Source organism: Photobacterium sp. CCB-ST2H9, assembly GCF_023151555.2.
In the GTDB taxonomy this organism is placed as follows: Bacteria; Pseudomonadota; Gammaproteobacteria; order Enterobacterales; family Vibrionaceae; genus Photobacterium.
In genome coordinates this window covers 3,386,336-3,400,351 of record NZ_CP100425.1, presented here as the reverse complement: position 1 = coordinate 3,400,351, position 14,016 = coordinate 3,386,336, and the positions used below count along the sequence as shown (strand labels likewise).

At 50.9% G+C, this 14,016-nt stretch carries 8 protein-coding genes, 8 tRNA genes and 3 rRNA genes; 15 read left to right on the top strand and 4 right to left on the bottom strand.

Translation table 11 applies throughout. The features are described 5' to 3' along the window. The first annotated feature begins 98 nt into the window (after nt 1–98). From L4174_RS15650 to rrf, 7 genes are all read left to right on the top strand, one after another. A 16S ribosomal RNA gene (locus tag L4174_RS15650) occupies nt 99–1,650 on the top strand. A 97-nt stretch (nt 1,651–1,747) separates the two neighbouring features. Further along, nucleotides 1,748–1,823 (top strand) — tRNA-Glu (locus tag L4174_RS15645). A gap of 1 nt (nt 1,824) precedes the next feature. Next, a tRNA-Lys gene (locus L4174_RS15640) sits at nt 1,825–1,900 on the top strand. 29 nt (nt 1,901–1,929) lie between these two features. Continuing rightward, nucleotides 1,930–2,005, top strand: a tRNA-Val gene (locus tag L4174_RS15635). A gap of 31 nt (nt 2,006–2,036) precedes the next feature. Beyond that, a tRNA-Ala gene (locus L4174_RS15630) sits at nt 2,037–2,112 on the top strand. Nucleotides 2,113–2,378: 266 nt separating this feature from the next. Beyond that, nucleotides 2,379–5,263 (top strand): 23S ribosomal RNA (locus L4174_RS15625). Between the two features lie 98 nt (nt 5,264–5,361). Next, nucleotides 5,362–5,477 (top strand): 5S ribosomal RNA (gene rrf / locus L4174_RS15620). The 16S, 23S and 5S rRNA genes sit together here with 4 tRNA genes alongside, the layout of an rRNA operon. Nucleotides 5,478–5,912: 435 nt before the next feature. On the opposite strand, the gene L4174_RS15615 is transcribed toward rrf, so the two are convergent. The 3 genes from L4174_RS15615 to L4174_RS15605 all read right to left on the bottom strand — a co-directional run bounded on the left by L4174_RS15615 (nt 5,913) and on the right by L4174_RS15605 (nt 8,490). Next, a complete protein-coding gene (locus tag L4174_RS15615; protein ID WP_248144883.1) occupies nt 5,913–6,566 on the bottom strand; it encodes a nicotinamidase in 654 nt (217 codons plus the stop codon). 10 nt (nt 6,567–6,576) lie between these two features. Beyond that, on the bottom strand, nt 6,577–7,926 hold the full coding sequence (gene pssA, locus L4174_RS15610; protein ID WP_248144884.1) for a CDP-diacylglycerol--serine O-phosphatidyltransferase: 1,350 nt from the start codon (nt 7,924–7,926) through the stop codon (nt 6,577–6,579). Between the two features lie 120 nt (nt 7,927–8,046). After that, the gene (locus L4174_RS15605) at nt 8,047–8,490 is read right to left on the bottom strand and encodes a GNAT family N-acetyltransferase (protein WP_248144885.1); all 444 of its coding nucleotides are present in this window, start codon (nt 8,488–8,490) and stop codon (nt 8,047–8,049) included. A gap of 73 nt (nt 8,491–8,563) precedes the next feature. Between L4174_RS15605 and murB the strand changes: the two genes are divergently transcribed. Together murB and birA are read left to right on the top strand one after the other, a co-directional pair. Further along, on the top strand, nt 8,564–9,604 hold the full coding sequence (gene murB, locus L4174_RS15600) for a UDP-N-acetylmuramate dehydrogenase (protein WP_248144886.1): 1,041 nt from the start codon (nt 8,564–8,566) through the stop codon (nt 9,602–9,604). Continuing rightward, nucleotides 9,601–10,566, top strand: a complete 966-nt coding sequence (gene birA / locus L4174_RS15595; RefSeq protein WP_248144887.1) for a bifunctional biotin--[acetyl-CoA-carboxylase] ligase/biotin operon repressor BirA — start codon at nt 9,601–9,603, stop codon at nt 10,564–10,566. Before murB ends, birA begins: the two co-directional genes overlap by 4 nt. A 47-nt stretch (nt 10,567–10,613) precedes the next feature. Here the strand turns inward: birA and coaA are convergent, their stop codons facing one another. Then, nucleotides 10,614–11,552, bottom strand: coding sequence for a type I pantothenate kinase (coaA, locus tag L4174_RS15590; protein ID WP_248144888.1), 939 nt, complete (start codon nt 11,550–11,552; stop codon nt 10,614–10,616). 208 nt (nt 11,553–11,760) lie between these two features. Between coaA and L4174_RS15585 the strand changes: the two genes are divergently transcribed. From L4174_RS15585 to secE, 6 genes are all read left to right on the top strand, one after another. Then, nucleotides 11,761–11,836 (top strand) — tRNA-Thr (locus L4174_RS15585). A gap of 6 nt (nt 11,837–11,842) precedes the next feature. Further along, nucleotides 11,843–11,927, top strand: a tRNA-Tyr gene (locus L4174_RS15580). Nucleotides 11,928–11,965: 38 nt separating this feature from the next. Further along, a tRNA-Gly gene (locus L4174_RS15575) sits at nt 11,966–12,040 on the top strand. A 12-nt stretch (nt 12,041–12,052) separates the two neighbouring features. Continuing rightward, nucleotides 12,053–12,128, top strand: a tRNA-Thr gene (locus L4174_RS15570). Nucleotides 12,129–12,234: 106 nt separating this feature from the next. Continuing rightward, complete coding sequence (tuf, locus tag L4174_RS15565) at nt 12,235–13,419, top strand: elongation factor Tu (RefSeq protein ID WP_254589104.1); 1,185 nt, start codon at nt 12,235–12,237, stop codon at nt 13,417–13,419. 208 nt (nt 13,420–13,627) lie between these two features. After that, a complete protein-coding gene (gene secE, locus L4174_RS15560) occupies nt 13,628–14,008 on the top strand; it encodes a preprotein translocase subunit SecE (RefSeq protein WP_248144364.1) in 381 nt (126 codons plus the stop codon). Nucleotides 14,009–14,016: the final 8 nt, after the last annotated feature.

Here is a 14,016-nt window from a genome sequence, read left to right as displayed (position 1 = left end):
AACTGAGTGACCAAATCGAAAGTTCTTTTATGAACTTCGGCACAGTCAATTTATCAGTAATCACTGAGCCGCTTTTCTTCGGAAAGGCAACAAAATTCTAATTGAAGAGTTTGATCATGGCTCAGATTGAACGCTGGCGGCAGGCCTAACACATGCAAGTCGAGCGGCAGCGACATGACTGAACCTTCGGGGGACGTTATGGGCGGCGAGCGGCGGACGGGTGAGTAATGCCTGGGAACATGCCTTAGTGTGGGGGATAACCATTGGAAACGATGGCTAATACCGCATAATCTCTACGGAGCAAAGCGGGGGACCTTCGGGCCTCGCGCGCTAAGATTGGCCCAGGTGGGATTAGCTAGTAGGTGGGGTAACGGCTCACCTAGGCGACGATCCCTAGCTGGTCTGAGAGGATGATCAGCCACACTGGAACTGAGACACGGTCCAGACTCCTACGGGAGGCAGCAGTGGGGAATATTGCACAATGGGGGAAACCCTGATGCAGCCATGCCGCGTGTGTGAAGAAGGCCTTCGGGTTGTAAAGCACTTTCAGCAGTGAGGAAGGGGTGAGTATTAACAGTGCTCATCTTTGACGTTAGCTGCAGAAGAAGCACCGGCTAACTCCGTGCCAGCAGCCGCGGTAATACGGAGGGTGCGAGCGTTAATCGGAATTACTGGGCGTAAAGCGCATGCAGGCGGCGTGTTAAGCCAGATGTGAAAGCCCGGGGCTCAACCTCGGAATCGCATTTGGAACTGGCATGCTAGAGTCTTGTAGAGGGGGGTAGAATTTCAGGTGTAGCGGTGAAATGCGTAGAGATCTGAAGGAATACCGGTGGCGAAGGCGGCCCCCTGGACAAAGACTGACGCTCAGATGCGAAAGCGTGGGGAGCAAACAGGATTAGATACCCTGGTAGTCCACGCCGTAAACGATGTCTACTTGGAGGTTGGTGTCTTGAACACTGGCTTTCGGAGCTAACGCGTTAAGTAGACCGCCTGGGGAGTACGGTCGCAAGATTAAAACTCAAATGAATTGACGGGGGCCCGCACAAGCGGTGGAGCATGTGGTTTAATTCGATGCAACGCGAAGAACCTTACCTACTCTTGACATCCAGAGAACTTAGCAGAGATGCTTTGGTGCCTTCGGGAACTCTGAGACAGGTGCTGCATGGCTGTCGTCAGCTCGTGTTGTGAAATGTTGGGTTAAGTCCCGCAACGAGCGCAACCCTTATCCTTGTTTGCCAGCACTTCGGGTGGGAACTCCAGGGAGACTGCCGGTGATAAACCGGAGGAAGGTGGGGACGACGTCAAGTCATCATGGCCCTTACGAGTAGGGCTACACACGTGCTACAATGGCGTATACAGAGGGCTGCCAACTAGCGATAGTGAGCGAATCCCACAAAGTACGTCGTAGTCCGGATTGGAGTCTGCAACTCGACTCCATGAAGTCGGAATCGCTAGTAATCGTGGATCAGAATGCCACGGTGAATACGTTCCCGGGCCTTGTACACACCGCCCGTCACACCATGGGAGTGGGCTGCACCAGAAGTAGATAGCTTAACCTTCGGGAGGGCGTTTACCACGGTGTGGTTCATGACTGGGGTGAAGTCGTAACAAGGTAGCCCTAGGGGAACCTGGGGCTGGATCACCTCCTTACCTAAAGACTGCGTTGTTTCGCAGTGTCCACACAGATTGCCTGGTCGAAATGTAGAGAGCCACTGGTGCTGCCCAACAGCATCAGTACGAATTAGAAGTCCCATTCGTCTAGAGGCCTAGGACACCGCCCTTTCACGGCGGTAACAGGGGTTCGACTCCCCTATGGGACGCCACGGGTCGTTAGCTCAGTTGGTAGAGCAGTTGACTTTTAATCAATTGGTCGCAGGTTCGAATCCTGCACGACCCACCATTCCTGCCACGGGAATGTAAAACATCCGTGGGCGATTAGCTCAGTTGGGAGAGCACCTCCCTTACAAGGAGGGGGTCACTGGTTCGAGCCCGGTATCGCCCACCACTCTTTCCTTCGGAAAGACACCCAGAACGACGGGGCTATAGCTCAGCTGGGAGAGCGCCTGCCTTGCACGCAGGAGGTCAGCAGTTCGATCCTGCTTAGCTCCACCACTCTTTAAGGGTTTTCCCCGAGAATCTTTAGAAAGTGGTTATCTGTCGATAATTCACAATGCTCTTTAACAATCTGGAAAGCTGACTAGTAAATTCAATCTTTGAGATTGAATCAACTGTTTCGAAAGAAACAGAGTTCTCAAGCAAAACACATTCAAGTGTCTTGTATTTTTTGTCTTCACTTTTCAAAAGTGAAAGCAAAGTGAGTCCGGCGAAACAAATCAAACCTTGGTTGTTTGAACATACGAAACCTCTTGGGGTTGTATGGTTAAGTGACTAAGCGTACACGGTGGATGCCTGGGCAGTCAGAGGCGATGAAGGACGTACTAACTTGCGATAAGCGGTGATGAGGCAGTAAGAGCCACTTGAGTCACCGATTTCCGAATGGGGAAACCTAGCTGCATAAGCAGTTATCATCAGGTGAATACATAGCCTGATGAGGCGAACCGGGGGAACTGAAACATCTAAGTACCCCGAGGAAGAGAAATCAACCGAGATTCCGGCAGTAGCGGCGAGCGAAACCGGATTAGCCCTTAAGCGTTTTTTGTGTCAGGTGAAGGCTCTGGAAAGTGCCGCGATACAGGGTGACAGCCCCGTAACCGACGATGCCTTAAACGTGAAAACGAGTAGGACGGGACACGTGTTATCTTGTCTGAAGATGGGGGGACCATCCTCCAAGGCTAAATACTCCTGACTGACCGATAGTGAACCAGTACCGTGAGGGAAAGGCGAAAAGAACCCCTGTGAGGGGAGTGAAAAAGAACCTGAAACCGTGTACGTACAAGCAGTAGGAGCCCTTCGGGGTGACTGCGTACCTTTTGTATAATGGGTCAGCGACTTAATTTCAGTAGCAAGGTTAACCGTATAGGGGAGCCGTAGGGAAACCGAGTCTTAACTGGGCGTGCAGTTGCTGGGATTAGACCCGAAACCAGGTGATCTAGCCATGGGCAGGTTGAAGGTGAGGTAACACTTACTGGAGGACCGAACCGACTAATGTTGAAAAATTAGCGGATGACTTGTGGCTAGGGGTGAAAGGCCAATCAAACCTGGAGATAGCTGGTTCTCCCCGAAAGCTATTTAGGTAGCGCCTCGGACGAATACTACTGGGGGTAGAGCACTGTTAAGGCTAGGGGGTCATCCCGACTTACCAACCCTTTGCAAACTCCGAATACCAGTAAGTACTATCCGGGAGACACACGGCGGGTGCTAACGTCCGTCGTGGAGAGGGAAACAACCCAGACCGCCAGCTAAGGTCCCAAAGTATCACTAAGTGGGAAACGATGTGGGAAGGCTCAGACAGCCAGGATGTTGGCTTAGAAGCAGCCATCATTTAAAGAAAGCGTAATAGCTCACTGGTCGAGTCGGCCTGCGCGGAAGATTTAACGGGGCTAAGTGATACACCGAAGCTGCGGCAATGCGATTTATCGTATTGGGTAGGGGAGCGTTCTGTAAGCGGCTGAAGGTGTGCTGTAAGGCATGCTGGACGTATCAGAAGTGCGAATGCTGACATGAGTAACGACAAGGGGGGTGAAAAACCTCCCCGCCGGAAGACCAAGGGTTCCTGTCCAACGTTAATCGGGGCAGGGTAAGTCGACCCCTAAGGCGAGGCCGAAAGGCGTAGTCGATGGGAAACGGGTTAATATTCCCGTACTTCTTACTATTGCGATGGGGGGACGGAGAAGGCTAGGTGGGCCAGGCGACGGTTGTCCTGGTTCAAGGGTGTAGGCTGATGGTTTAGGCAAATCCGGACCATCTCAAGGCTGAGACCCGATGTCGAGTCACTACGGTGATGAAGTCATTGATGCCATGCTTCCGGGAAAAGCCTCTAAGCTTCAGATAGTAAGGAATCGTACCCCAAACCGACACAGGTGGTCGGGTAGAGAATACCAAGGCGCTTGAGAGAACTCGGGTGAAGGAACTAGGCAAAATGGTACCGTAACTTCGGGAGAAGGTACGCTGCCGGCGGTGAAGAGACTTGCTCTTGGAGCTGCTGGCAGTCGCAGATACCAGGTGGCTGCAACTGTTTATTAAAAACACAGCACTGTGCAAAATCGAAAGATGACGTATACGGTGTGACGCCTGCCCGGTGCCGGAAGGTTAATTGATGGGGTTATCTTCGGAGAAGCTCTTGATCGAAGCCCCGGTAAACGGCGGCCGTAACTATAACGGTCCTAAGGTAGCGAAATTCCTTGTCGGGTAAGTTCCGACCTGCACGAATGGCGTAATGATGGCCACGCTGTCTCCACCCGAGACTCAGTGAAATTGAAATCGCAGTGAAGATGCTGCGTACCCGCGGCTAGACGGAAAGACCCCGTGAACCTTTACTACAGCTTGGCACTGAACATTGACCCTACATGTGTAGGATAGGTGGGAGGCTTCGAAGCAGGTACGCCAGTATCTGTGGAGCCGTCCTTGAAATACCACCCTTGTAGTGTTGATGTTCTAACGTCGCCCCGTTATCCGGGGTGCGGACAGTGCCTGGTGGGTAGTTTGACTGGGGCGGTCTCCTCCCAAAGCGTAACGGAGGAGCACGAAGGTGGGCTAATCACGGTCGGACATCGTGAGGTTAGTGCAATGGCATAAGCCCGCTTAACTGCGAGAATGACGGTTCGAGCAGGTGCGAAAGCAGGTCATAGTGATCCGGTGGTTCTGAATGGAAGGGCCATCGCTCAACGGATAAAAGGTACTCCGGGGATAACAGGCTGATACCGCCCAAGAGTTCATATCGACGGCGGTGTTTGGCACCTCGATGTCGGCTCATCACATCCTGGGGCTGAAGTCGGTCCCAAGGGTATGGCTGTTCGCCATTTAAAGTGGTACGCGAGCTGGGTTTAGAACGTCGTGAGACAGTTCGGTCCCTATCTGCCGTGGGCGCTGGATGATTGAAGGGAGTTGCTCCTAGTACGAGAGGACCGGAGTGAACGAACCGCTGGTGTTCGGGTTGTGTCGCCAGACGCATTGCCCGGTAGCTAAGTTCGGAACAGATAACCGCTGAAAGCATCTAAGCGGGAAGCTGGCCCTGAGATGAGTCATCCCTGAGACTTTAAGTCTCCTGAAGGGCTGTTCGAGACTAGAACGTTGATAGGCAGGGTGTGTAAGCGTTGTGAGGCGCTCAGCTAACCTGTACTAATTGCCCGTGAGGCTTAACCATACAACACCCAAGGGGTTTTAAGTACGGACTCCATGAGCACTTGAATGATGTGCTGAGAACTTTAGTCAGATATTTCCGAGATTGTTGAACAAATTTTGCCTGGCGACCATAGCGCTGTGGAACCACCTGATCCCATGCCGAACTCAGACGTGAAACGCAGCAGCGCCGATGGTAGTGTGGGGTCTCCCCATGTGAGAGTAGGACATCGCCAGGCTCCCTATTTAAAAAAGGCCACCCGAATGGGTGGCCTTTTTGCGTTTTAACTTTTTCGATAAGCATCAGATCAACTGAGCATCATTTGATACTTGCTCTCAATCGAAGCTACTCACTGTGAGTTTAATTACGCTTCTCTTAAGATCAGAGGCTGATTCAGAGACCACTCTCTGAATGTATCTATGAAAACCTGACTGGGATGACTAGTGCTTTGCTTTTGTCGTCTTGGTTCTGCATCACTGATAAGAACTCCGTGTCGTTATTGTTGATTGTGCTGTAGGCATGCCGTAATAAAAGTCAGCGGTGACAGAAACGAAATGTAAACACCGCTTGGCTGGCGGTTCAAAATTCGGCTCGTAGGAAAATATGTGAGTGCTACAGAAGGGCTGTGGTGAGATTGAAAACCAGGTATCCGATTGAACGGATACCTGATTTGCTATGGCAGGATGTACGTCTCATCGGAACAGAGAGATTTCACTTCTGATAGGTTTTTGGCTACGAATATTCCGGCCTGACGCATTTCAGCGCAGCTGGAAGTGACCGTATCCTCGGCAATGCCGCGGCAGGCTGCTAAATTGACAATGACTTTAAATGCCCCTGTTGCCTGGAGCTGGAGCGCAGTAGTCTTCACGCAATAGTCTGTTGCCAGTCCGCCAATTAAAACAGTTGTGACGCCTTTGCTGTTGAGCCATTCGATCAGACCCGTACTGAGTTGTTCCTGCAGATCGTGGTAGCAAGCACCGTAGGGGTGAAGATCAGGCTCGATCCCTTTCCAGATGACATGATCATAGTCTGTGACCTCCGGAAGCCCAGGGATGACTTTGAAGCCTTGTGTGCCGGGAACGGCGTGTTTCACCCAGGTCAGATCGGCATTCGGATGCGGAAGTGATTGCAGCATCTTGTCGTGGTGTTCCACAACCCAGACGGCATTCGACGGGTGGGCATCCTTGGTGAGGATGCGCCAACTCGCCAATTCAGCCTGTTCGTTGAGCGCTGCTGCAATTTGATCCCCACCCGGAACGGGTAATTCGTCCGGACAAAGCGGGGTAAATGTTTGCTGAGCATCCACATCAATTGCTGCAATCGTCATGATCAACCCCCTACAGGATCTGGTTCAGGATATGATCTGCTTTCAGGCGTCGTATACGCTTGATTAAGCGTCTGACTGGCAGAGGATAGCTTTCGACTTTGTCGATAAATTTATAACTGCCCATTAATTGAGTATGTCGCAAGATTGCGTTGAGTTCCTGCTGTTTTTGCTCAGACAGTAACTCATGCTTGTCATGCACTAAGATGGCATTTTCAAGGTCCAGCTTCCAGGCTCTCGGGTTGAGATTGTTACCGGTGATCAGCATGTACTGACGGTCGACCCAGATACCTTTCAGGTGGAAACTGTTGTTGTCGTGTTTCCAGATATGAATGGCTAACTGCCGACGAGCAATCGCAGCTTCATTATGTTTGGCAAAATTGCGCAGATTGACCTCATACAGGTAAGGCAATCCGGCAATTGTCCGGAACGGTTCACTGGGGGGGATATAAAAGTCATTGGCCGTTTTATCGCCCACAATTAAGGTGATTTTCACTCCGCGTCTTAAGGCTCGTTTGACTTCACGGCTGACACTGCGGGGGAAATTGAAGTATGGCGTACAGATAGTCAGCTCATTTTTGGCGCTGGCGATCAGTGTACAGATATATTTATTGAGATTGTTTTTGCGTCGTCCCAGGCCGACGATTGGCGTCAGCCCGACCTGATTCTCGCTGACGGATTCAGGCTCAAAGGAGTAGCTTGCCCGTTGCAGTTCCTGGCGTAAGTCCCGAATTGCATTCCGTAAGCTTTTCGTTTCCGGGCGAACTTGCTGATTCAGGCAATTGACTGCCGGGCTATCGACTAATGTTTGCTGAACAAACTGAGCCATGCTGTCTGCCAGTCTGGCATTTTTCAGCACATGGTAGCGGTCACAGCGGTAGCGCTGATGCTGAGCGAGATAGACGTCATTCAGGCTGGCGCCGCTGTAGATCACCGAATCATCAATGATGAAGCCTTTCAGATGCAGTACGCCAAAGACTTCACGGTTGCGGACGGGCACACCCAATACTTCAATTTTATGTTCGTATGATGCTGAGAACTCCCGGTAAAAAGCTGCGTTCCCTTCAGATTTTTCTGCGCCAATTAATCCGCGCTGTGCGCGATGCCAGTCGACAAGTACTTTTATATCCAGTTCAGGACGCTTTTGCTTGGCTTCATACAATGCTTTGAGGATACCACGACCCGCATCGTCGTCCTGGAGGTAGAGTGCAACCAGGTAAATACGCTGAGTTGCGTTCGAGATTTCCTGATGCAAGCGCTCACGAAAAGCACTGGCATCCAGCAGTGTTTCTAAATTTTCTGGTTGATGCGCAATACACGGTAGCTGATCAATGAGCTGCCTATTTGCAGTAGCTGAATCCATTATCGCCTCGTTCCGCGACTTATTTGATAAATCTAAAAATTAAGAGGCCAATTATACCAGATTTTAGTGATGGTAAAGTGGCCACAATGGAGCAATTGCTGAGCTTGGGAGGCAGGTTGGTCAATTCGGGCTGTATAGCATGGGTGTGAGTGATTTTCCTGCACTCCGGTAGCGTTGAAGCCGGTTGGCCAGTGTCGCAGGTAAATCATCCTCAGAGACAACTCTGAATCCTGCGCTTACATAAAGCGACTCAAGGTGGCTGAATGCAAAACAAAAACAGCGCATAGATGCCAACTGCGGTTGACAGGCTGCCAGTAAAGCCAGACCAATTCCCTGTTGCCGGAACGCAGGCGAAACCAACATGCCGGTTAATAACTGGTGATCCTCAGACAGCTGGAAGCGGACAACAGTGACAATTTCTGATGCTGTTTCACCGATCCAGATGACTTCGTCTCTTTTGGCTTTCCCTGCCGGGTAATGGGCCTTGTAGAGTCGATTGACCAGCGGGAATCGAATCGGTTCCAAAGGATGGAAGCTAAGTGTTGTTTTCGTGAAATCTGTCATGGAATTAACTGCGTCACTGCCAGGGATCAGTTAGAATGCGGCCTCCAGTATAAAGCGACGGTTTGAAATTGGTATGGAAGTTTTGCATTCCCAGTCACTGGCTCAATTACATACGTTTGGTATCCAGGTGTCGGCCTCCCGAATAGCCGCTGTGGCAACAGTCGATGAACTGAAGGCCATCCTTTTCAATGAGTGCCTGGATTCATCGCCATCACTGATTATCGGGCAAGGCAGTAATCTGTTGTTCTGCAGTGATTTTCAAGGGACTGTGATTCTGAACCGTATCATGGGCGTGGCGGTCACTGAAACGGACTATGCCTACCATCTGCATGTTGGTGCCGGCGAAAACTGGCATCAGCTGGTCTGCTGGACTGTGGAACAGGGGATGCCCGGCCTTGAAAACCTGGCTTTGATTCCGGGTTGTGCCGGTTCTGCACCCATTCAGAACATTGGCGCTTATGGCGTGGAATTACAGGACATCTGCGAATATGTGGATGTCATGGACAGGCGAGATGGTGAGATGCGGCGGCTGAGCGCTGAGGAATGTCGCTTCGGCTATCGGGATTCGGTTTTTAAGCACGCCCTGAAGGAAACACACATCATTGTCGCTGTCGGAATACGATTGAGCAAGGACTGGCAGCCGAATATCTCTTATGGCCCGCTGGCCACTCTTGATCCCGAAACCGTCACGGCGGGAGAGATTCTGGAACAGGTCTGCGCGGTACGTCGTGCGAAGCTGCCTGATCCGGCGCAATTGGGGAATGCGGGCAGTTTCTTTAAGAACCCGGTTGTCACGCAGGAAATGTATCAGCAACTCTCTGCGGCGTTTCCCGGATTACCGAGCTACCCGGCTCAGCAAGGGCATTACAAGCTGGCAGCAGGATGGCTGATTGACCAGTGTGATTTAAAGGGCTATCAGATTGGCGGCGCCGCTGTTCATCAAGAGCAAGCCCTAGTGATTGTGAACACCGGTCATGCAACCTCTGAGGATGTACTCCGGCTGGCCCGGCATATTGTGGATACCGTGGCTCATAAATTTGGAGTCCGGCTGGAACACGAGGTGCGCTTTATGGCTGCCAACGGGGAAACCACATTGGATGAGGTGATGCCATGAAAGAGCATGCGACTAAGCTAGCCCTGATCCGCACACTTGCGGACGGGCAATTCCACTCCGGAGAGGCGCTCGGGGAAGTGATGGGGATCTCGCGTGCGGCGATCAGTAAACATATTAAGGTGATTCAGGAATGGGGACTGGATGTCCACCGGGTTCAGGGCAAGGGTTATCGTTTAGCGGCCGGATTTGAGCTGCTGGATGAAACAGCCATTCTTGCTCAGGTCGACTGCCCGTCGCTGTCATTGGTTCCCGTGATTGATTCGACGAACCAGTACATGCTGGATCGGATCGGACAGTTGCCCAAGGGCGCCGTTTGTCTGGCTGAATATCAGCAGGCAGGCAGGGGCCGGCGTGGAAGACAGTGGTTATCTCCATTTGGTAGTAACCTTTACTTTTCTATGTACTGGCGGCTAGATGCCGGGGTTGCAGCCGCAATGGGGTTAAGCCTTGTGGTTGGGCTGGCGGTAACGAAAACCCTTCAGAAACTGGGCGCGAAAGACATCAAAGTCAAATGGCCCAATGACCTTTATTATCAGGATAAAAAGCTGGCTGGGATTCTCGTTGAAATGAGCGGGAAAGCAGGCGATGCGGCTCATCTGGTGATAGGGATGGGGCTGAATCTGACCATGACCAATACGGATCCGGAAACTGTCGGTCAGCCATGGGCGAATCTGGCTGAAGCATGCCAACCCATGCCTGACCGCAATCAGCTGGCCGCAGCCATTATTGCCGAAATGACCGAAACATTGCAGCGTTATGAAGACGTTGGGATGGCTGGTTTTGTTGATGAGTGGGATCAGTATGACAACTTTCTTGGCCGGCCAGTCAAATTACTGATGGGTGAAAAGGTGATTCGGGGAATTGCCCGCGGAATCAACCCTCAGGGTGCCTTACTGCTAGAAACTGAACAGGGGCTGGTCCCTTATCTGGGTGGGGAGATCTCACTGCGTAAAGGCGATTAGATTAAATGCAAGACCAGTGCTCAAAGTGCTGGTCTTGTCTGGATTCGCTATTTTCTGAGCTTGATGGTCTGTACTGCATGATTTGATCCTTTTTGCAGGATCAGGCTGGCCCGTTCACGGGTCGGCAGGATATTTTCCTTGAGGTTTTTCCCGTTGATTTCCTGCCAGATATTGGTGGCAGTTTTAATCGCTTCTGATTCGCTCAGTTTTGTGTAGTGATTGAAATAAGAAGAGGGATCCTGGAAGGCGCCCTTGCGGAATTTCAAGAACCGCTCAATGTACCAGGTTTGCAGCAGGTCCGGCTCTGCATCGACATAAATCGAGAAGTCGAGTAAATCAGAAATAAAGACCCGATGCGGTTCATGCGGGTAGTCCATACCGCTTTGTAATACATTGAGTCCTTCAATGATGAGGATGTCCGGCTGTTCCACCACTTTGATTTCATCGGTAATGTCATAAGTCAGGTGGGAATAAACGGGCGCCTCTACGCGGGGTTTGCCGGATTTTACTTCGGTCAGAAACTCTACCAGGCGACGAATATCATAGGACTGCGGAAATCCTTTCTTCTTCATCAGGTTTTTTTCCAGCAGAACATGATTCGGATAAAGGAAACCGTCGGTTGTGATGAGCTCGACTTTAGGATGTTCAGGCCACCGGGTGAGCAGGGCTTTCAGCAAACGGGCCGTTGTGCTTTTCCCGACAGCGACACTGCCAGCAATGCCGATGATATAAGGGACAGTCGTGGGTTTGGGCTGTGAAAGAAATTCTTCTAACACACGATTACGACCTTTGCGCGCACCGACATACAGATTCAGCAAACGAGATAATGGCAGGTAGATATCCCGAACTTCATCCATGGAAAGGTGCTCGTTTATCCCGCGAAGATTTTCGAGATCCGATTCGTTCAGTGTCATGGTAACCGACTTGCGTAATTCAGCCCATGCCTGCCGGTCAAAGGAGAGGTAAGGTGTTAGGATCTCGTTCATTTTGTAACCAAAATCTCATTCACAGGGAATGGGACAATACAGGATCAATTGACGAAGGGAAAGAGGACATCTTTTGTTCCGATGATGAAATCTGTACACACTTACCGATGTTTGGTTAATAAATGCGCATAAGGCGCATCAATCTAATTTTTTTTGTGTTTTCCTATTGCAACCCCCAAATCCATCGCATAGAATGCGCAGCACTTACGCCGACTTAGCTCAGTAGGTAGAGCAACTGACTTGTAATCAGTAGGTCACCAGTTCGATTCCGGTAGTCGGCACCAAAATTTGGAGGGATTCCCGAGTGGCCAAAGGGATCAGACTGTAAATCTGACGGCTCCGCCTTCGAAGGTTCGAATCCTTCTCCCTCCACCATATTCAAATGGTTGAATAGCTCTACGAGTTACGAGTTTGCGGGCATCGTATAATGGCTATTACCTCAGCCTTCCAAGCTGATGATGCGGGTTCGATTCCCGCTGCCCGCTCCACATTTCTCGTGTGCTGATATAGCTCAGTTGGTAGAGCGCACCCTTGGTAAGGGTGAGGTCGGCGGTTCAAATCCGCCTATCAGCACCACTCTCTCTCCAAAGCACTTCAATTCTTTTGATATATACTCTACAAAACCCATGATTGGTTGTGTGGTCGTTATACCACCTAAATACCGTGCCTAGAGGGACTACCCATGTCTAAAGAAAAATTTGAACGTACGAAACCGCACGTTAACGTTGGTACTATCGGCCACGTTGACCACGGTAAAACTACTCTGACTGCTGCAATCTGTACTGTACTGTCTAAAAAATACGGCGGTTCAGCGCGTGACTTCGCATCTATCGATAACGCGCCAGAAGAGCGTGAGCGTGGTATCACAATCTCTACTTCTCACGTAGAGTACGATACTCCGACTCGCCACTACGCGCACGTTGACTGCCCAGGACACGCCGACTACGTGAAAAACATGATCACCGGTGCTGCTCAGATGGACGGTGGTATCCTGGTTGTTGCTGCGACTGATGGCCCAATGCCACAGACTCGTGAGCACATCCTGCTGGGTCGTCAGGTTGGTATCCCTTACATCATCGTGTTCATGAACAAGTGCGACATGGTGGATGACGAAGAGCTGCTGGAGCTGGTTGAGATGGAAGTTCGTGAACTTCTGTCTGAGTACGACTTCCCAGGCGACGACTGCCCAGTAATCATGGGTTCTGCTCTGGGCGCGCTGAATGGCGAAGCTCAGTGGGAAGAGAAAATCGTTGAGCTGGCTGAAGCACTGGATTCTTACATCCCAGAGCCAGAGCGTGCTATCGACAAACCGTTCATCCTGCCAATCGAAGACGTATTCTCAATCCAGGGCCGTGGTACTGTTGTAACTGGTCGTGTTGAGCAAGGTATCGTTCGCGTAGGTGACGAAGTTGCTATCGTAGGTATCAAAGACACCACCACTACGACTTGTACTGGTGTTGAGATGTTCCGTAAGCTTCTGGACGAAGGCCGTGCTGGTGAGAACGTTGGTGTTCTGCTGCGTGGTACTAAGCGTGACGAAGTTGAGCGTGGTCAAGTTCTGGCTAAGCCTGGTTCAATCACTCCACACACAACTTTCGAGTCAGAAGTATACGTTCTGTCTAAAGACGAAGGCGGCCGTCATACTCCGTTCTTCAAAGGCTACCGTCCACAGTTCTACTTCCGTACAACTGACGTGACCGGTACTATCGAACTGCCAGAAGGCGTTGAGATGGTCATGCCAGGTGACAACATCAAGATGGTTGTTACTCTGATCGCACCTATCGCAATGGACGAAGGTCTGCGCTTCGCAATCCGTGAAGGTGGCCGTACCGTTGGTGCTGGTGTTGTTGCTAAGATCGTTGAATAATATTTGACGACAAGGCACGAAAAAGGGCATCATTTGATGCCCTTTTTCTACGTTCCGCTTCAGACTAGCGTATTTTTTGGTCAGTGTGCCGAGTAAAAAGTGCGTTAATGAATCCGGGCGTTACGAAGGGATTCACTTAATCCTTAGAAAGCCTCGCCACCTGCGAGGTTATTTTCGTCTATATTGAGACAAGTTACAGGTTGGTTGTATGAAAGCGAATGCCGAAAACCAAAGCAGCTCTAGTAATATGGATGGCCTGAAATGGGTTGTTGTATTTGCCCTACTGGCAGCAGCGGTGGTTGGTAATTACCTGTACAGTGATGTAGTAAATGTAGCGTTGCGCGCAACTGCAGTTGTGGTTCTGGTAGCCATAGCTGGTGGTATTGCGGCGCTTACTGCGAAAGGTAAAGCGGCGATCACTTTTGCTCGTGAATCGCGTATGGAAGTCCGCAAGGTAGTGTGGCCAACTCGTCAGGAAGCTACGCAGACAACCTTTATCGTTTTAGCTGTCACTGTCATTATGGCGTTAGCCCTGTGGGGCATCGACGGCATCATGGTCCGTTTGGTCCGCCTGGTTACCGGTGTATAGAGGTAAGA